Genomic DNA, 18653 nt, shown 5'->3' with positions numbered 1-18653 from the left:
AGTAGGAGGTGAACGTCGCCTCCGGGACCTGCTGCGCCTCGCCGCCGCGTCGGTGCTGTCCGCGTCGGCGCCGTGGCCGGCCCGCCGCGACACCGGTGACCGCGTCCCGGTCGGGGCGCACACCCTGCAGGCCCTCCCGCGTGACGTCCGTGCCCGAGGTGCCGGAGCCCTGCCGCGCGCGCTCGACCTGCTCCTGCTGCTCGTGCCGGTCGTCGCTGCCGGGCATCAGACCCTCCTCCCCGCGGCGAAGGCCGCGACTGCCGTGCCGACGAGAGCCAGCGCGGCCGCTCCCACGCGGCGCCACATGGCCGGCAGGTCCCGGGTCGTCACCACCGGGTCCGGGGGGAGCCCGTACACCTCCGGCTCGTCGAGCAGCAGGAAGAACGCCCCGTCACCGCCCACGCCGTCACCGGGATCTTCCCCGTACAGCCGCGCGTCGGACACCCCGGCGGCCCGCAACTGGCCCACCCGGTACCGCGCGCGCTCGCGTAGTTCGTCCAGCGGCCCGAACTGGATGGAGTCCGTCGGGCAGGCTTTGGCGCAGGCCGGCTCCATGCCCTGGCCGATCCGGTCGTAGCAGAGCGTGCACTTCCAGGCCCGCCCGTCGTCCTTGCGCTGGTCGATCACGCCGTACGGGCAGGCGGGAATGCAGTAGCCGCAACCATTGCAGATGTCCTCCTGCACCACGACCGTGCCGAACTCGGTGCGGAACAACGAACCCGTCGGGCACACGTCCAGGCAGGCGGCCTCCGTGCAGTGCTTGCACACGTCCGACGACATCAGCCACCGGAAGTCGGACTCACCGCGCGTGCCCTGCTCGGCCATCGCAAGCACGTCGGTGTCGTGGTACAGCCCCGGATCCTGCCGCGCGAGCGGCTTGCGCTGTTCGATGAACGCCACGTGCCGCCAGGTGTCCGCGCCGAGCCCCACCGTGTTGTCGTAGGACATCCCGGTCAGCTCGATGCCGTCCTCGGGGATCGCGTTCCACTCCTTGCACGCCACCTCGCAGGCCTTGCAGCCGATGCACACGCTGGTGTCGGTGAAGAACCCCATCCGAGGCGGGTGGTCGCGGTATCCGGTCGCGGAGGCGGGATCGGTCATGGTTCACAACTCCGTTCCGGTGTCCTCGGTGATTCCGGCGCGCCGGTGGTACTCCCGGACGAGCTCCAGCCTCGCCGGGCCGCGCGGGCGACGGCCGGGCCGGATGTCGCACGCCAGCGCCTTGCTCTCCTGGATGTGGCTGTTCGGCTCGAGGCTGATGGACGCCAGGTCGTTCGCCGCGTCGCCGGTGGTCAGCCCGTTCGGGCCCCAGTGGTACGGGACGCCGACCTGGTGCAGCACCCGGCCCTGGACCCGCAGCGGCGTCATCCGGTCGGTCACCAGCACACGCGCCTCGATCGCGCCGCGCGCGGTCACGATGGTGGCCCAGCCCGCGTGTTCGAGGCCGCGCTCCGCCGCCAGCTCGGGTGAAACCTCGCAGAACAGCTCGGGCTGCAGCTCGGCGAGATAGGGCTGCCAGCGGCTCATGCCACCAGCCGTGTGATGCTCGGTGAGCCGGTAAGTGGTCAGCACGAAGGGAAACACGTCCGCGCCGGGCTGCGCGCCGCTGGGCTGGAGCCGGTTGTTCTTGTGCGGCAGGAGCTGCCGCACCGGATTGTGCTGCTGGCCGTAGAGCAGGTTCGTGAACGGCGATTCCTGCGGCTCGTAGTGCGCCGGCATCGGGCCGTCGGTCAGCCCGGCCGGCGCGAACAGCCACGCCTTGCCGTCGGCCTGCATGATGAACGCGTCGGTCCCGGTGAGCGCGTCCGGCCCGGTCGCGTCCTCGGCAGGCTGGAAGTCCGGGGGCTTGGTGGCCTTGAAGTCCGCGACGTCGTGTCCCGTCCACTTGCCCTGCCCGGCATCCCACCAGATGAGCGCTTTCCTTGCACTCCAAGGCTTTCCGTCCGGGTCGGCGGAGGCCCGGTTGTAGAGCACGCGGCGGTTGGCCGGCCAGGCCCAGCCCCATTCGGGCGCGACCCAGTTCTGCTCGCCGGCCGGCTTGCGCCGCGCGGCCTGGTTGACACCGTCCTGGTAGACGCCGCAGTAGATCCAGCAGCCGCAGGCGGTCGAGCCGTCGTCACGGAGCTGCTCGTAGCTCGCCAGCGGTTCGGCATCGGCGTTCCAGCCGTTGATCTCGGCGAGCACGGCTTCGGCCTCCGGCTCGGCGATTTCGCCCCTGGTGGGGTAGTCCCAGGTCAGCTCCAGCAGCGGCCGGTCCCGCTCCCACCGTTCGTCCGAAGTGGACTCGCTCATCGCGGCGGCGAGCAGTTTCTCGCGGATCCGCCGGCCGAGGTGATAGGTGAACCACAGATCGCTGCGCGCGTCGCCGGGTGGCTCCACGGCCTGGTGGTGCCATTGCAGCATCCGCTGAGTGTTGGTGAAGCTGCCGTCCTTCTCGGTGTGCGCGGCCGCCGGCAGGAAGAACACCTCGGTGGCGATCTCCTCCGTGCGCAGCTCCCCGCTTTCGATCTCCGGTCCGTCCTGCCACCAGCTCGCGCTCTCGATCAGCGAGAAGTCCCGCACGACCAGCCAGTCGAGGTTGGCCATGCCCAGCCGTTGCATCTTCCCGTTCGAGGAGCCCACCGCCGGGTTCTCCCCGTACAGGAAGTAGCCCTTGCAGGTGCCTTCCAGCTGCGCCAGCACGGTTTCGTAGGTGCTGTGGCTGCCGGTCAGGCGCGGCAGGTAGTCGAAGCAGAAGTCGTTGTCCGGCCTGGCCGCGGGGCCCCAGTACGCCTTGAGCAGGCTCACCAGATAGGAGCGCAGGTTGCCCCAGTAGCCCTTGCGCGTGCCCTCGGCCGCCACGAAGGTGTCCAGGTTTTCGTTGGTGTGCGCGTGCGGCATCGGGATGTAACCGGGCAGCAGGTTGAACAGCGTGGGGATGTCGGTCGACCCCTGGATCGAGGCGTGCCCGCGCAGGGCGAGGATCCCGCCACCGGGGCGCCCGATGTTGCCCAGCAGGGTCTGCAGGATCGACGCGGTGCGGATGTACTGCACGCCGACGCTGTGCTGGGTCCAGCCGACCGCGTAGGCGAAGGCGCTTGTCCTGTCCCGGCCCGAGTTCTCCGTGAGCAGGTCGCAGACCTGGCGGAAGGTGTCCTGCGGGATGCCGCAGATCCGCTCGACGGCCTCCGGCGTGTAGCGCGCGTAGTGCCGTTTGAGGATCTGGAACACGCACCGCGGGTGCCGCAGCGTCGGATCCGTCCGCGGTTCGGCGCCGACCTCCGCGCCGCCCGAGCCGTGCGCTTCGCCGCGCGCCGACTCGCTCACGGCGGCGCCACCTCGCGTCCGGCTGTCCCACTTCTGGTCACGTTCGCCGGAGGCGGCCTGCACGTCCGCGCCCTCGTACTGCCAGGTCTCCGTGTCGTAGCGCCGATTTTCCTTGTCCAGCCCGGAAAACAGCCCGTCGAGATCTTCGGTGTCGACGAACCCCTCGCCGATGATCGTGGCCGCGTTGGTGTAGGCCAGCACGTACTCGCGGAACTCCTTTCCCTCGCTCAGCACGTGGTTGACGAGCCCGCCGAGGAAGGCGATGTCCGTCCCGGCGCGCAGCGGGACATGGATGTCCGCCAGCGCGCTGGTGCGGGTGAACCGCGGATCGACGTGGATCACCTTGGCGCCGCGGGCCTTCGCCTCCATCACCCACTGGAACCCGACGGGATGGCACTCGGCCATGTTCGAGCCCTCGATGACGATGCAGTCGGAGTTGGCCAGATCCTGCTGGAACGTCGTGGCGCCGCCACGGCCGAAGGAGGTCCCCAGACCGGGAACCGTGGAGGAGTGTCAAATACGCGCCTGGTTCTCGATCTGGATCGCACCCAGCGCGGTGAACAGCTTCTTGATCAGGTAGTTCTCTTCGTTGTCCAGCGTCGCGCCGCCCAGGCTCGCGAAGCCCATCGTGCGGCGGACCCGCGCGCCGTCGGCGTCCCACTGCCAGCCGTGCTCGCGGGCGGCGATGGTCCGCTCGGCGATCATGTCCATCGCCGTGTCGAGGTCGAGCTGCTCCCACTCGGTGCCGTACGGCCGGCGGTAGAGCACCCGGTGCTCCCGCGCGGAACCGGTGGTCAGCTGCAGGCTCGCCGAACCCTTGGGGCACAGCCTGCCGCGGCTGACGGGCGAGTCCGGGTCCCCCTCGATCTGGGTGACCTTGCCCTGCTCGACATAGACGTTCTGGCCGCAGCCGACGGCGCAGTAGGGGCAGACCGACTTGACCACTTTGTCGGCATCGGTGGTGCGCGGGGTCAGCTCCAGCGAGAGCCGGCTCTTCGCCGCCGCGCCCCGCCCGGTGACATCGCCTTGCGTGAACTGCCGGTAGACCGGCCAGTCCCGCACCCATCTCGACAGACCCATCGCTGCCCTTTCCCGTGCTCACGTCCGCTTTTGGAGCGGTACCCCGTCCGGGGAAGGATCAATCCTGTTTCGCGCGGCGCATCTGGGCATCGGCGCGCACCCGCTCAGCGATCCACTGCCGGACGGTCTCCTTCGCGACCGGGTTCCCGTGCGGCGGGTTCGCCCACTGCCGGCTCGTCGGCGGAAGCCCGCGCGCCTCGCGCTCTTCGGGCGCGGTACCGCCGTCCGCCGGCAGGCCCGTCCCGATGAGGTGGGCCAGCCCTGGCGGGATTCCCAGCCGGCGCCCGATCTCCTCGTAGCCGAGTCCGGACTCGGCCAGCTGTCGTACTTGTTCCCTGGTGGGCAAGGCTCCTCCGTCGGCCGTGCGGTGTCGCGCTGCCCGGCCAGTATCGTCGCGACTCTTGCGTCCCGCAAATGTTTGGGATCACCCGTCGCCGTAGCTCGCATCCGCTCGTGGGAATCGGCTACGCCGTGCTGCGGTGGCCGTGTCTTGCTCACGCAGGCTCGGCCCACGTCACGGGCATTGGGCCGGCACCTGTCACATGACGTGCGGTCGCGGGAGGACACCGAACGGCTCACGGGGCTCGTTCGCTAGCCCTGCCGGTTCCACGGCAGCAGGAGCTCTACCGCCGGGCCGCCTTCCCGACGATGGCGGTGTGGGGCGAGAGCGACCAGGTCACCCCGATCGAGCACCTCGACACCGTGCGAGAGCTGCTCGGCCCCGACGAGTGCCACGTGCTCGTCTCGGCGCGGGCCCGGTCGGGTCCACGCCGGCGGCCGGCCTGCGTGTCCGCCTGGTCGGCAAGGCGCCGCGGAACAGCCCGCTCACGAGCGCGAGCACCAGCCCCACCGGGATGCCGAAGGCGAGCCCGAGCCCGACACGCCCGACCGACGTGGCCATCGCCTCGCCGAGGTCGCCGCTCGTGACCAGGGCGACGGCCGCCGACGCGACCTGCGTGGGGGACGACAACGTGTCCTGGGGCAGCCAGCCCAGCGCCGACACGACCTGCCAGACGACGAACAGGGCCACGATCACCACCGTCCGGCGTAGCCGGCGGGCACCCGCAGGGTGCGGCGTTCGCCCAGCAGCGAAAGTTCGCGCAGCCCGGGGGCCGGGATCGCGGTCATGCCTTCCTCCCCGCGGTCTCGTCGCGCAGCGGGACCACCGGCACGCGCGCGGCGCCCGGTGTCCGGCCCTGGCCCCAGCCGATCGCCGCCCGGTAGCCGCCGAGCAGCCCGGACCGGTGCAGGCCGCGCTCATCCGGCGGCTCGGGCCGCGGATGCGTTTCCGGGGCGACGAACAACGCGTCCACCGGGCAGTAGGCCTCGCACAGGAAACAGGTCTGGCAGTCGTCCTGGCGCGCGATCACCGGGACCCCGTCGGCGCCGCGGTCGAACACGTCCGTCGGGCATATCCGCACGCATTTGTCGCAGGACACGCAGCGAGCGGCGGAAACCAGCTCGATCACGACGCCGCCCTTGCGGCGGCGTCTCGCAGCGGTGACGTCCAGGGGTCGTCCAGCCCGCCGGCGAGCAGGCGGTACCGGCCATCCGGGTTCTGCTCCGGGAAGTCGGCGCGTTTGTGCATCCCGCGCGTCTCCTGCCTCGCCAGCGCGGCGGTGTACATCCAGCGGGCGTGCGCGGTCATCGCCGCGGCCTCCCGTGCCCGCACCGAATCCCGGCCCGCTCCGGACAGGGATTGCCTGGCGTACGACCAAGTCCGATCCAGCTCGACGAGCGCCGGGGGCGAGCCGGGAACCGTCGCGCAGGTAGTTCTTGTCGTAGGGCAGCACTTCCCGCTGCACCGCTCGCACCACCTCGCGGTGGCCGTCGGCCGGGCCTGCCGGACCGGTCGGCCGCAACCGTCGCGTCGCGGCGGACGCGCCGAGCGACCGGGCATGCGCGGCTGCCGCGCGGCCCGACCAGATCCCCGAGGACATCGCCCACGCGGAGTTGTGGCTACCACCGCCGGTGAACCCGCCACAGATGAACTCCCGCGTGGCCGCGTCGCCCGCCGTGTAAAGGCCGGGCACCCCGGTCGAGCAGTCGTCGCCGGTGAGCTGAATGCCCCCGGTCCCGCGCACGGTTCCTTCGGCGAGCAGGGTCACCTCGAACCGCTGGGTGAACGGATCGATGCCGAGCCGGTCGAACGGCAGGAAGAAATTCGGCTGTGCCAGGCGCATTTTGTGCCGCAGCTCTTCGCCGGCGTGGTCGAGGCGGCAGAACACCCGCCCGGACAGCAAAGCGCGCGCGATCACCGAGCGGCCGCGCTGACTTCCGGCGCCTTCCAGCACACTGCCGTCTTCGCGACAGAAGGTCCCGTAGGTGTAGTACGCGGTTTTCGTGACCGAGGTGAACGCCGGGGCGATCGCGTAGGCATTGGAAAACTCCATGCCCGACAACGCCGCTCCGGCTTCCACCGCCATCAACGTGCCGTCGCCGGTGTTCACGTTGCAGCCCAGCGCGCCGGAAAGGAACACACACCCGCCCGTGGCCAGCACGACGGCACCGGCGCGGACGCGGTACGGACTTCCGGCCTGGCGCCGATAACCGGCGGCCCCGGCGACCGCGCCGGAGGCATCGGTGAGCAGTTCGGTGACGGGGCTGTGGTCGAGGATCCGGACCCCGGCCCCGCCGCACCCGGATCCTCATGCGGCGCAGGTATTCCGGCCCTTGCAGACCCTGACGCAGCTGTTCGCCCTCGTCGTCGACCGGGAACGGGTAGCGTCCTGTTTCCGCCAGTTCCCCCATCGCCGCGTAGGTCTGGTCGAGCACGCGGGACATCCAGCCCCGGTCGGCGAGGTGACCGCCGAGCCCTTCCCTGCTCGCCATCGCGGCTTCGCGGCGTTCCGGATCCGGTGGCACATACCAGACACCGGTGCCGGCCGAGGCCGTCGCGCCGCTCGTTCCGCAGTATTCCATCAACGTGACCCGCGCGCCCGCCTGCGCGTCCTTGAGCGCGGCCCAGGTCGCGGCAGGCCCACCGCCCAGGACGAGAACGTCCGTGGAAAAGTCCGTAATACGGAAAACTCTGAACCGGAGTCATGAGGCTTGTCCATGGCCTGGCACGCCCTCCCACATGCCGAACAAGCGTTGATCCACAAAGGACAGTGCGGGGACGTCCCGGATATCGGGCATCGGCGGCGAAGGCTGTCCAGTGGGCGTTCCGGGGCATAGAGTGGGCGGACTGTTCGCCTGTGAGCTTCCTGTGCATAACGGCCCCTGGGATGCGTTCGCGCCGGTTCCGTGCTGATCTGGACTCATGGCGAACTGGGCACTCCGCCCCGGCGCCGTGGTCGTCGTGGCCACGGCGTGCCTGCTTGTGAGCAGCGGCGAGCTGTCGGTCGATCGTGGGGTGGCCGTGACCGAGCCGGTCTCCTCGGTCGCGGATGTCGACAGTGCCGCTCGGGCCCCGCGGGCGAGCACGGCCACCGGGGCCTTGTTCGCCGACGGCAGCCATTTCTGCAGCGCGAGCGTGGTGGACAGTCCCGCCGGGAACCTCGTGCTCACGGCCGCGCACTGCGTCAACGGAGGCAGCGCGGGCTTGTCCTTCGCGCCCGGCTATCACGACGGGATCGCGCCCTACGGCTGGTGGACCGTCACTGCGGTGGCGGTACCCGGGGGCTGGGCCGCCTCCGCCGACCCCGACCTGGACTTCGCGTTCCTGACCGTCGAGCAGGACGGCGATCCGCACTCCGTGCAACAGCTGGCCGGTGCCGACACGCTGGGCTTCGACCGCGGCTACACCAACCCGGTGACCATCACCGGGTACCCCGACACCGGTGACTCGCCGGTGGCCTGCCGCAACACCACCACGCGCTTCGGCCCGTACCAGCAACGCATCGCGTGCCCGGGATTTCCGGACGGCACCAGCGGTGGTCCGTGGGTCACCGCGGTGAACCCGGCGACCGGTGACGGCACGGTCATCGGTGTGATCGGCGGCTACGAGCAGGGCGGCGACACCCCGGACGTCTCCTACAGCGCCTACTTCGACCACGACATCCGGGACCTCTACCGCTCGGTCCTGCACTGAGCACCGGGCCGCTAGAGCCCCAGCCTGCCGGCCAGCCACGGCAGTGAATCGGCGAAGGCCTGGCGCCACAGGAAGAAGCTGTGGTCTCCGCCGGGCACGATGGTGAGCCGGGCATCCATCCCGGCGGCCGCGGCGAGTGGCTGGAGCTGGCGGGCGGCGGCCAGTGGTGCGCCGTCGGCGTCGCCGACCTCGAACCAGCCACCGACGCCCGTGAAACGCTGGTGCGTGAGCAGCCAGCTGGGTTCGTGGCCGTGGAAGTCCGCGAGGGAACCGGAGAACAGCACCGGGACCGTGTCACCGATCGCGTTGTCGTCGCCCGTGCGCGGGCCGAGCAATCCACTGTAGTCACCGAACGTGGCGAATTCCTTGCTGTGCCGCAACACCAGGGTGACCGCGCACGAACCTCCTTCGGACAGCCCGGCGACCGCCCAGTGCGAGCCCGGTGGCTGGGTGAAGAACCGGGCCTCGACGAAGTCCGGTACATCCTTGTCCAGGTATGTCTCGGTGGCGCCGGCGCATTCGGTGTCCCCGTCGAAGGATCCGTTGATGTCGGGCATCACGACGATGGGCGCGGTGCCGTGGTGCGCGGCCGCCCAGGCGTCGAGGGTGCTCGCCGCGCCGCCGCCGTCGAGCCAGTCCGTCGGCGAGCCCGGCGTGCCGTGCAGGAGCAGTATCACGGGCAGTTTCGGCCGTGGCCGGGAGAACCACGCGGGCGGGAGGTACACCTGCGCGGGCCGGGCGGCGAACGCCGAGTCGCGGCCCGGGATGTCGATGCTGATCACCTGACCGGCCGGCGGAACGGTCTGCCTGTTGAGCGCGCCCAGCGATGACGCGTCCCGCCCTGGCAGGCCGATCGCCTGGCCGACGGTGAGGTAGTAGCCGTATTCGGCATTGACTCCGGCGGCGATGTCGGCGCACCCGAGCAGGATCGTGAGCCCGGCGGCCACGATCCGGACCCCACGGCGCCGGAGGCGCCAGGCGAGCAGTCCACAAAGGACCGTAACGGCCAGCAGCACGATCCGTGCGGGCCACCAGTCGGTCAGCGAGAGCTCGGCGAGGGTGTTCACGATTTGCTTCGGGTGAAGGGAAAAGTGATGGCCTGGCGGATGGTGGTGCCGGTGAGCATCATGATCAGCCGATCGATGCCAAGGCCAAGGCCACCGGTGGGCGGCATCCCGTGCTCGAGCGCGGTCAGGAAGTCCTCGTCGAGTTCCATGGCCTCGATGTCCCCGCTGGCCGCCCGCAGCGACTGTGCGTGCAGCCGGTGGCGCTGGTCCAGCGGATCGGTCAGCTCGGTGTAGGCGGTACCGATCTCGGCCCCGAACGCGATCAGGTCCCACCGCTCGGCCAGCCGCGGATCCGCCCGGTGCGGCCGGGTCAGCGGCGAGGTCTCGACGGGATAGTCCACGTAGAACGTGGGCTGCACGGTCTCCGGCTCGACGAGATGCTCGAACGCCGCCACCACCAGTCCACCGGCGGTGGCGTCCTCGCCAAGGGGAACACCCGCGCGCAGGCACCAACGTTGCAGGGTGGCCGTGGTGGTGCCGGGGGTGACCTCTTCCCCGAGCGCGGTCGACACGGCGTCGTGCACGGTGATCACCGGCCACTCACCGGCAAGGTCGACGTCGCCGTCCGGGCGCCGCGCGATCGGGCTGCCGTGTGCGGCGATGGCGGCCCGAAGGATCAAGGCCCGCACCAACTCGCGCATACTGTGGTAGTCCCCGTACGCCTGGTATGCCTCCAGCATGGAGAACTCGGGGTTGTGCGTGGCGTCCACGCCTTCGTTGCGGAAGTTGCGGTTCAGCTCGAACACCCGCTCCACGCCGGCGACGCACAGCCGTTTGAGGTAGAGCTCCGGCGCGATCCGCAGGTACATGCGCTGGTCATAGGCATTGAGATGGGTCAGGAACGGGCGCGCGTTCGCCCCACCGTGCACCGCCTGCAACATCGGCGTCTCGACCTCGAGGAACTCCCGCTCGTGCAGGTGGTCGCGCACCGCCCGCACCACCCGGCTGCGCACCCGCAGCAGCTCCGCCGAGGACGGGTTCACGATCAGGTCCAGGTACCGCTGCCGCACCCGCGTCTCCGGGTCGGTCAGCCCGTTGCGCTTGTCCGGCAACGGATGCAGGCATTTCGCCGTCACCGTCCACTCGCCGACCAGCACCGACAGCTCCCCGCGCCGCGAGGTCACCACCTCACCGGTCACCCCCACCTGGTCACCGAGGTCCACGGTGGACCGCCACAGCCCGTCGGCGGCGAGCATCAGCTGCAGTTCCCCGGTCGCGTCCCGCACGCGGACGAAAACCAGCCCGCCCAGATCCCGGATCGCCACCACCCGGCCGGTCAGGCGCACCTCGTGTCCGGTGTGGCTGTCCGGCGGCAGATCCCCGTACTTGTGCCGGATTTCCGCCAGGGTGGTGTCGCGCGGAAAACCCGGCGGGTACGGGTCGATGCCCGCGGCACGCAGCCGGCCGAGCTTGGCGATGCGCACCCGCACCTGTTCCGGCCGCCGCGGCACCGGTTCGGCCGGTGACGCGCTCTCGATCTCCTTCACCCGCGCCAGGAACTCCTCGCTCACCGGATCCGCGGCCAGTGCCCGGCCCCGGCGGCGCAGGCTCTGCGGCAGGAACCCTTCCAGCGCCCCGGCGACGAGTCCGATCCGCGGCAGCCGGCGGGCCGAGGGGTAACACAGGAACCGCGGCACCCAGTCCGGGCCGTACTTCGCGTTCGACCGGTACAACGACTCCAGCTGCAGGAACCGCGAGAACACCCCCAGCACCGAACGCCATGCCCGCAACACCGGTCCGGCCCCGATCCGCTCGCCTTCGGCGAACACCGCCCGGAACATCGCGAAGTTCAGCGAAATCCGCTGCGCCCCGAACCGGCCCGCCTCCGCCACCACCTGTGCGATCAGGTACTCGGTCAGCCCGTTCTCCGCGTGGCGATCCCGCCGCATCAGATCCAGGGACAATCCGCGACGGCCCCACGGCACGAACGACAGCAAGCCCCGCAACTGCCCGCCGGAGTCGTAGGCCTCGGCCATCAGGCACCGGCCGTCGGACGGGTCACCGAGGCGCGAGAGGGCCATCGAGAAGCCCCGCTCGGTATCCGCCCCGCGCCACTGCTGCGCCTTGGCCCGCAGACCGTCCATTTCGGACTCCGGGATATCGGCGTGGCGGCGTACCCGTGCGGTATAACCGGCGCGCTCGATGCGGGACACCGCCTGGCGCACCGAGCGGCGTTCCGGGCCGGACAACCGGAAATCCCGCACATCGAGTACCGCTTCGTCCCCGATCTCCAGCGCCTTCAGCCCCGCGCGCGCATACGCTCTCGCGCCGCGCTCGCTCGCGCCCAGCACACCCGGCATCCAGCCGTAGGTGTGTGCCTCGGCCAGCCACGCCGCGATCGCCTGTGGCCACGACTCCGGATCGCCCACCGGATCGGCGCTGGCGACGCTCGTGCCGCCCAGCACCCGGTACGTCACCGCCGCCTGGCCGTTCGGCGCGAAGATCACGCTCTTTTCCCGCCGGGTGGCGAAATAGCCCAGTGAATCGTCCTCACCGAAGCGCGCAACCAATGTCCGCAACCGGAGTTCTTCCTCGTCGCTGCGATGCCGCTGCGACCGCACCCCCCGGAAGAACGTCGACAACGTCAGCACCGCCACCGCGGCACCACCGAGGTCCAGCAGCAGATCGATCCAGCCTGGGCCCTCCCGCACCCCCAGGCGCCGCAGTTGCAGCAACTCGCCCGTCGCGTGGTTGGCCGCCCACAGGAAACTGTCGCCAAGCCCGGTCAGCGTCCCCGGGAACACGGCCAACAGGGCCCAGCCGGCGAAGATCACCGCGAGGATCCCGCCGACACCCACCGTCAGCGCGTGTCGCCACGCACCCGGCGCCAGTCGCGCCGGAAAAGCCGGGCGCAGCACGAACAACAGCACGATCAACGCGATGGACACCAGTTCGCCACCGGTCAGCGCCCACGCCGCGGCGGGCAGGTGGCGGGCCGCGCGCCGTTCCGTGGCGAGCAGCCGCGGGGCCCACAGCACCGTCGCCTGGAACACGGCGGTCGTCAGCAGTCCGCCGAGCTGGAAGAGGATCAGCGTGTCGAGCGCGGCCCGCTTCCGCCGCCGCAACGCCGCGCCCAGCACCACCAGCACCAGGGCGATGAGGATGTTCGAGTCCGCCGGAATGTTCAGCAGCCCGAACAGGTACACGGTCCAGCGGTAGAGGGCGTGGTCGCCGCCCGTCAGCAGGAGCACGAGCGACATCACGGCACCCAGCTGCACGACGGTGGCCACCACGCCGCCGGCCTTGCGCCGCCAGCGTGGTACCACGTCGCGCCGTTCAGACAGTGGTGTCGGTGCCATGCAGACTTCCTGGGGTTCCGGGGTCGGGCAGTGGCCACGGGACGATCTCGCCCGCCGTCGCCTGGCCGGGCGGCGGGTTCGCCCCGTTGACCGGGTTGCCCAGCTGGGTGTCCAGCCAGCCGAGCACCGGGGGCAGGTCCGAACGGACCGCGTTGAGGTTGTGACCGGAGGCCGGCAGCACCCACGTGGTCAGCTCCTCGGGCGGCGCCGCGGCCGCACGCAACCGGCCGAGCGCGGCCACCTCGTCCGCGGCGGCGGCGTCCGCGGTGACCAGCATCCGCACCGGCGACGGGTGTTCCCGCAGCGTGGCGCTCACGTCGTTGGCGTGCTGGATGTCGGCGCGGCCGCGGAACAGGTCACCGGTCTCGACGTCCTGCGGTGTCTTGTCGTAGCCGCTCATACTGGCCGCGACGGAGTACCACTGGGGATGGCGGGACGCGAGGTTCAGCGCGCAGTACCCGCCCGAGGACCAGCCCGCGATCGCCCAGCCCTCCCGGTCGGCGCGCACGTGCAGCTCCCGCAGCGCCCAGCCGCGCACGTCCGCGGACAGGAAGGTGTCGTCGGCGGGCCCGCCCACCGCGTCGACACATTCCGGATCATGCGTCAACCGCGGTTCCCCATTGGGGTCGGGCACGATCACCACCGTCGGCGGCATCCGGTGCGCCGCGATTTCCCGGTCGAGCAGATCGGGCAATCCGTACAAGGTGGCGACCTGCCGCGGTTCACCCGGAAAGTGCGGAATCCATTCGATCACCGGAAACCGGAAACCGGACCATTCCGGCTGGGTGTACCCGACCGGGAGATACACGTCGACGTCCCTGGTGAGCCCGGTGCGCCTGCCGGTGACCGTCAGGTGCAGCATCGAGCCCTGCCCGGCCGCCGCACGCTCGCCGACCGTGGCCAGCGTGCGGGGCAGGTCGCGACCGTCCGGGCCCGCGTCCGCGACCGTCCCCTCCCCCGGATTCGGCGACGTGCCGATCAGTGAACCCAGTGTGGGATAAAAGCTTCCGGCCGAGTTCACCGCCAGGCCGCAGGCGGCGACCACCGCCACGACAGCCACCACAGTGGTGATCACCCGCCCGGTGACACGGCGCTTCCAGGCGTCCCAGCGCCACGGCACCAGGACCACGAACACCAGCGCGAGCACGGCCGCGCCGAGGACGACCGGGAGCGTGTCGATCCGGATTTCCGATGCGTGCACGCGTGCAATTCAACCGGACGGCCGACCCGGATTCGCAGCGCCCATCCCCTTTTCCCGCGCTCAGCGTCCTCTCAACGGGAAGCGCATATAGTCGGCGGGGAACAATTTTGCCGAAGGCCCGGGAATTCATCCACGCTTTGAGCCGCCGATATTCTCCGCGCTTCACCCGGACGTCGGCGATGGCGACGGTGTTCCCGGCGGGCAGGCCAGCCGCGACGCTGCCCGCGCGCGGTTCGCCCGCGATCCAGAGCCTGCGGCGAGTCAGGAGTTCAGCGGCCACGTCCGGCGGAGGGTCCCCGATCCGGAAGCGAGCCCGCACAAGAGGGCAACCAGCGCGGGCACCGGCAGCGCCCACCGGAGCACGCCACCGGCGACGATCTCCAGTCCGAGTCCCAGCGCGGAAACCATCACGACGACGGCTGTCCGGAAACGAAGTCGCGCGCGGCCCCGAGCGCCGGATCCCAGCGCGCCCGGAGCCGACAGGTCACTGTCGGGCAATCCGGCGAAAACGGTCCCGGGATCGGTCGCGGTCACCCTTGGCCGCGGCGACCGCTCACCGGTCACCCAGCCCGGCAGGCGCCGCATGAAGACCAGGACCAGCGTGCAAGCGAAGCCCACGGCAAGACCGGCCGGCGTCGCCGCGGTCCGGGCACCGCTGAGGTGGATCGCGGCGGGCACAGCAAAAAAGACCGAACATCCGCCGGCGTGGACGCCACGTTCTACTCGCCTCGGACACCATCGCGCGATCGTTTCCACAAGAGACGGACCGGGTTGCCTGACTCGGCGCATCGGCAGCGTCCGGCGCTCCGTAAAGCGCGCGAGTGAACCCGGACGGAGGAATGCGGGGTGCAGACGCAACGCACACCGGCCGGGCCGCGTCTTCCTCTTCGTGCGTTCACCGAAGACCCGAGCAGCCCTGATCCTCGCCGCCGCGCTCCTGCCGGCGGTTTCCGCGTGTACCTCGCAGGTCACCGGTTCCGTCCCTGAACCGGCGACTGCGACGAACGCGGCGGTAGTGACCATTTCGAACAATGGCGCCACCGGCCTCAATCCCGGCACCCCGGTCGTCGTGACGGCGGCCGGGGCGAAGCTCACGAAGGTCACCGTCACCAATACCGCGAAGGGAAACACCGTCCCCGGCGGTCTTTCCGCGGACGCCACCCGCTGGACGTCGAGCGCGCCGCTCGGGTACGGCGCGGCCTACTCGGTGGTGGCCGACGCCACGGGTGCGGACGGGAAACCGTTGGAGCAGAAGGGGACGCTCCACACTCTCACTCCAGCGGCACAGGCGTATCCGGCCGTCACCCCGGCGCCACCGTCCCCCGGGCTGACGTTCGGTGTCGGGCAGATCATCGGCGTCTCCTTCGACCACGCGGTCACCGACCGCGCGGCGGCGGAGAAGGCGCTGAAGGTGACCACCAACCCGCCGCAGCAGGGCAGCTGGCACTGGATCGACAACAAGACCGTGCACTACCGCCCGCCCACCTACTGGCAGGCGGGCACCACGATCACGCTCGCGGCCGACGTCTACGGCGTCGATCTCGGCGGCGGGGTCTACGGCCAGACCGACCGGAGCGTGACCTACCGGATCCACGACTCGTGGATCGCCAAGGCCGACGGCAACACCGAGCAGATGCAGATCCTGCACAACGGCACGGTCGCGGGCACCATGCCGATCAGCCTCGGCAAGGACGCCACGCCCACGCACGCCGGGCCGCACGTCATCTCCGACAAACAGCAGCAGGTGGTGATGGACTCCTGCAGCTACGGCGTCTGCCCGCCCGCCCCCGGCGCCTACCACTCCACCGAGTACTGGGCCGAGCGGATCTCCAACGACGGCGAGTTCGTCCACGAGAACCCGAACACCGTGGGAGAACAGGGAAGTTCCAACGTCTCACACGGCTGCATCAACCTCAGCCCGCAAAACGCCCAGGCGTTCTTCGCCGAATTCGGGCTCGGGGACGTCGTAGAGGTGACGAACTCCGGCGGCCCGCCGCTGCCGGTCTACGACACCTACGGAGACTGGGAGCTCAGCTGGGCGGACTGGCAGGCCGGCAGCGCCTTGCACTGATCAGCCGCGCCGAACCGGCCGGCACGGTCACCACCGTGCCGGCCACCACGAATCCCGGATATACCGGCCATCCGCCTTTTCCCGCTGCCCGTGCTCACAGCCGGCGCCCCCTTGGGGGCGGGCGCCCGCTGCCGCTTGTATCGTGCCGCCGGTGTTGTCACCACCGACGATCGTCGCCACCTCGGTTCCCGAAGCCGTCCGCGACCCGCTGCCCAGCCGCCTCGTCCGCACCGCGGCCGGCTGCCTGGGCACCGCGGCCGTACTGCTCGTGCTATTGCACCTGGTGCGAGGACTGGGCGGTGCCGGCAATCCTGTCACCGACATGCTCAGCGACTACGGCCTGGCCCGCGGCTGGTGGCTGTGGGACCTGACGCTCGTGCTGGTGAGTGCCGGTTCGGCCGCGATCTCGGCCGCGCTGCGCCGGATCGGCGCCCTGTCCGTGCCCGCACTGTCCTTTTTGGTCCTTTGGTGCCTGTCGCTGTGCGCGGTGGCGGTGTTCACCAAGGACCCGCAGGGCGGTGCGGTCACCTTCACCGGAAAGCTGCACCTCTACGCCACCGGGGTCGGCTGTGCCGCGCTGCCACTGGCCGGCCTCGCGCTCGCGGCACGCCACCGCGCACATCCCCGCTGGTCCCGGTTCGCGCGCTGGAGCCGCGCGCTCTCGCTGGCCTCCGTACCGTTCTTCCTGCCCTTCATCGTCCCGTTCGCGGCGCACATCCTGTTCGGGATGACGCACTTCCCGACGATCGCGACCGGTCTCGTCGAACGCGCGATGGCAGTGTTCGAACTGTGCCAGCTCACCCTCCTGGCCTGGTGGGCGCGATCCCCGCTGCCCGGACAGTTCTTTGTGGACGCACATTCTGGTTGACCCGGACTGCCCCATTCGTCCCTTGTGGACGGTGCCACCAGGCAGGCAGGCAAGTACACTGGCGGCAAAACGGCGGGGGTCTGATGTCCGGTCGAAAAGGCGTAACCAGCACCAAGTTCCGGCTCGCGCTCGGGGTCGTCCTGGTGTGCGTGCTGGCCGGCGTGCTGGTCATCGTGCTGCACCGGAGGGAACCGGCGGGCACGCCACCGGCCGCCGCGCCGGGCACCGCCACCGGCGCTTCCTGGGTCGTGGCCGAGAACCAGAAGAAGGGCTCTCCGGGATGGGTGATCCCAGCCGGGCACGACCACGGCATCGCGGGCTTCGCCGACCACGTCGCGGCGACAGTGGGGCAGCAGGTGAAGCTCTACGTGTCCAGCGACGCCCCCAGTTTCCACGTCGAGGCGTACCGCGTCGGTTACTACCAGGGCACGGGAGCCCGGCTGGTGTGGCAGTCCGCGCAGGTGGCCGGCCGTGTGCAGCCGGCCTGCCCGGTCACGCCCGGGGTGAACATGGTGTCCTGCGACAACTGGGGCCCGTCACTCACCGTCCCGGTCACGGCTGATTTCGTGCAGGGCGATTACCTGGTGAAGCTCGTGGGTGCGGGCGGGCAGCAGAGCTTCGTCCCGCTCACCGTGTGGGACCCGGCCAGCCACGGCACGTACCTGCTCAAGAACGACGTTTTCACTTGGCAGGCCTGGAATCCCTACGGCGGCTACGACTACTACACCGGCCAGGGCGCCTGCCCGCGCAACGTGTACCCGTTGTGCTCCCGCGCCCGGATCGTCAGCTACGACCGCCCGTACGGCGACGAACAGGGCACCGGCGACTTCCTGTGGCTGGAAGCGCCGCTCGTGCGGTTCATGGAAGAGCAGGGCCTGGACGTGTCCTACACGACCGACACCGTCGTCGCCGAGCATCCGGACACGCTCGCCGACCACCGCGTCCTGCTCTCGCTCGGGCACGACGAATGCTGGTCCCTGCCCGAACGCCAAGCGGCGACCGCCGCCGGGCAGCACGGCCTGAACCTGGCGTTCTTCGGCGCCAGCGCAGTGCTGCGGCACGTGCGCAGCCAAGCGTCGCCGCTGGGCGCCGACCGCGAGGTGGTCGACTACCGCGACTCGAAGTCCGACCCGCTCAACGGGCACGGCGATCCACGCGAGGTCACCGGCAACACCTGGTCCGCGCCCCCGGCGAACTGGCCGGAAAGCCCGTTCGTCGGCGAGTCCTACAACGGCTTCCTCAACCCCACCGTCTACGCGGGCCTGACAGTGACCGCCGCGAACTCCTGGCCGTTCGCCGGCACCGGCCTGCACGACGGATCGGTGCTGCCCAACGTGATCGGCTCCGACGTCGACAGCCTCGCCCCGCCCGCCGGCCACCCCGCCGACGTCCAGATCCTCGCCCACTCCCCGCTGCCCGCCGACCGCGCACAAGCCAACACGCGCGACGGCGCGGTGTTCTACTCCGACATGACCTACTACACCGACCCCGCGAGCGGCGCCGGAGTGTGGGACAGCGGCACCAACAACTGGATCCCGGCGCTGGAACCGTCCGCCGGCGAAACCCCCGCGACCGCCCAGCTCGTCCGCACCATCACCGGCAACCTCCTCCGCCTCCTCGGCCAAGGCCCCGCCGGTCGCTCCACCCCCTCGACGGGCAACAGCGAGCAGATCTACCACCATTGACCGCGCGCCGGTCGGGCCGGCCGCACGAGCCACCGAGAGCGGT

The 18653-nt window shown here is 70.6% G+C and carries 14 protein-coding genes and 3 pseudogenes; 4 read left to right on the top strand and 13 right to left on the bottom strand.

Annotated features, from left to right (window positions below):
* From VHD82_RS25375 to VHD82_RS25335, 9 genes and pseudogenes are all read right to left on the bottom strand, one after another.
* A pseudogene (locus VHD82_RS25375) lies at positions 1 to 226 on the bottom strand (hypothetical protein); the annotation flags it as partial.
* Positions 226 to 1101 (bottom strand): 4Fe-4S dicluster domain-containing protein, encoded by an 876-nt coding sequence (locus VHD82_RS25370; RefSeq protein WP_325708899.1) that lies wholly within the window; start codon positions 1099 to 1101, stop codon positions 226 to 228. The gene VHD82_RS25370 and the pseudogene VHD82_RS25375, both read right to left, overlap by 1 nt.
* A 3-nt stretch (positions 1102 to 1104) precedes the next feature.
* Positions 1105 to 4386: a formate dehydrogenase gene (fdh, locus tag VHD82_RS25365; RefSeq protein WP_325708895.1), complete on the bottom strand. Its 3282-nt coding sequence runs from the start codon at positions 4384 to 4386 to the stop codon at positions 1105 to 1107.
* A gap of 58 nt (positions 4387 to 4444) precedes the next feature.
* Entirely contained in the window at positions 4445 to 4732 is a 288-nt protein-coding gene (locus tag VHD82_RS25360) for a hypothetical protein (protein ID WP_325708892.1), read from the bottom strand.
* Between the two features lie 330 nt (positions 4733 to 5062).
* Positions 5063 to 5416, bottom strand: a complete 354-nt coding sequence (locus VHD82_RS25355) for a hypothetical protein (RefSeq protein ID WP_325708888.1) — start codon at positions 5414 to 5416, stop codon at positions 5063 to 5065.
* A gap of 94 nt (positions 5417 to 5510) precedes the next feature.
* Complete coding sequence (locus VHD82_RS25350; RefSeq protein ID WP_325708885.1) at positions 5511 to 5855, bottom strand: ferredoxin family protein; 345 nt, start codon at positions 5853 to 5855, stop codon at positions 5511 to 5513.
* On the bottom strand, positions 5852 to 6013 hold the full coding sequence (locus tag VHD82_RS25345) for a hypothetical protein (RefSeq protein ID WP_325708907.1): 162 nt from the start codon (positions 6011 to 6013) through the stop codon (positions 5852 to 5854). The genes VHD82_RS25350 and VHD82_RS25345 overlap by 4 nt, the downstream gene beginning before the upstream one ends.
* An 817-nt stretch (positions 6014 to 6830) precedes the next feature.
* A pseudogene (locus VHD82_RS25340) lies at positions 6831 to 6977 on the bottom strand (hypothetical protein); the annotation flags it as partial.
* Positions 6978 to 7128: 151 nt separating this feature from the next.
* Positions 7129 to 7377: pseudogene (locus VHD82_RS25335) on the bottom strand (pyridine nucleotide-disulfide oxidoreductase); the annotation flags it as partial.
* Positions 7378 to 7648: 271 nt separating this feature from the next.
* Between VHD82_RS25335 and VHD82_RS25330 the strand changes: the two are divergent.
* Complete coding sequence (locus tag VHD82_RS25330) at positions 7649 to 8419, top strand: serine protease (RefSeq protein ID WP_325708882.1); 771 nt, start codon at positions 7649 to 7651, stop codon at positions 8417 to 8419.
* Between the two features lie 11 nt (positions 8420 to 8430).
* Here VHD82_RS25330 and VHD82_RS25325 read toward each other — a convergent pair whose 3' ends face one another.
* The 4 genes from VHD82_RS25325 to VHD82_RS25310 form a co-directional block, all read right to left on the bottom strand.
* Positions 8431 to 9486, bottom strand: coding sequence for an alpha/beta hydrolase (locus VHD82_RS25325; protein WP_325708879.1), 1056 nt, complete (start codon positions 9484 to 9486; stop codon positions 8431 to 8433).
* Positions 9483 to 12785, bottom strand: a complete 3303-nt coding sequence (lysX, locus tag VHD82_RS25320) for a bifunctional lysylphosphatidylglycerol synthetase/lysine--tRNA ligase LysX (protein ID WP_325708876.1) — start codon at positions 12783 to 12785, stop codon at positions 9483 to 9485. Before lysX ends, VHD82_RS25325 begins: the two co-directional genes overlap by 4 nt.
* A complete protein-coding gene (locus VHD82_RS25315) occupies positions 12763 to 13986 on the bottom strand; it encodes an alpha/beta hydrolase (RefSeq protein WP_325708872.1) in 1224 nt (407 codons plus the stop codon). Before VHD82_RS25315 ends, lysX begins: the two co-directional genes overlap by 23 nt.
* Before the next feature lie 261 nt (positions 13987 to 14247).
* The gene (locus VHD82_RS25310) at positions 14248 to 14664 is read right to left on the bottom strand and encodes a hypothetical protein (protein ID WP_325708869.1); all 417 of its coding nucleotides are present in this window, start codon (positions 14662 to 14664) and stop codon (positions 14248 to 14250) included.
* Positions 14665 to 15001: 337 nt separating this feature from the next.
* Between VHD82_RS25310 and VHD82_RS25305 the strand changes: the two genes are divergently transcribed.
* The 3 genes from VHD82_RS25305 to VHD82_RS25295 all read left to right on the top strand — a co-directional run bounded on the left by VHD82_RS25305 (position 15002) and on the right by VHD82_RS25295 (position 18610).
* Positions 15002 to 16057, top strand: a complete 1056-nt coding sequence (locus VHD82_RS25305; protein WP_414637578.1) for a L,D-transpeptidase — start codon at positions 15002 to 15004, stop codon at positions 16055 to 16057.
* Positions 16058 to 16208: 151 nt separating this feature from the next.
* Positions 16209 to 16925 carry a DUF998 domain-containing protein gene (locus VHD82_RS25300; protein ID WP_325708863.1) on the top strand — a complete coding sequence of 239 codons (717 nt, stop codon included), beginning with the start codon at positions 16209 to 16211 and terminating at the stop codon, positions 16923 to 16925.
* An 83-nt stretch (positions 16926 to 17008) separates the two neighbouring features.
* Positions 17009 to 18610, top strand: coding sequence for a N,N-dimethylformamidase beta subunit family domain-containing protein (locus VHD82_RS25295; RefSeq protein ID WP_325708860.1), 1602 nt, complete (start codon positions 17009 to 17011; stop codon positions 18608 to 18610).
* Positions 18611 to 18653 lie beyond the last annotated feature (43 nt).

The sequence above is a fragment of the Amycolatopsis sp. genome (assembly GCF_035546795.1).
In the GTDB taxonomy this organism is placed as follows: Bacteria; Actinomycetota; Actinomycetes; order Mycobacteriales; family Pseudonocardiaceae; genus Amycolatopsis_E.
The sequence above is the reverse complement of the archived record's forward strand: the minus strand, read 5'-3'. Positions and strand labels throughout refer to the sequence as shown.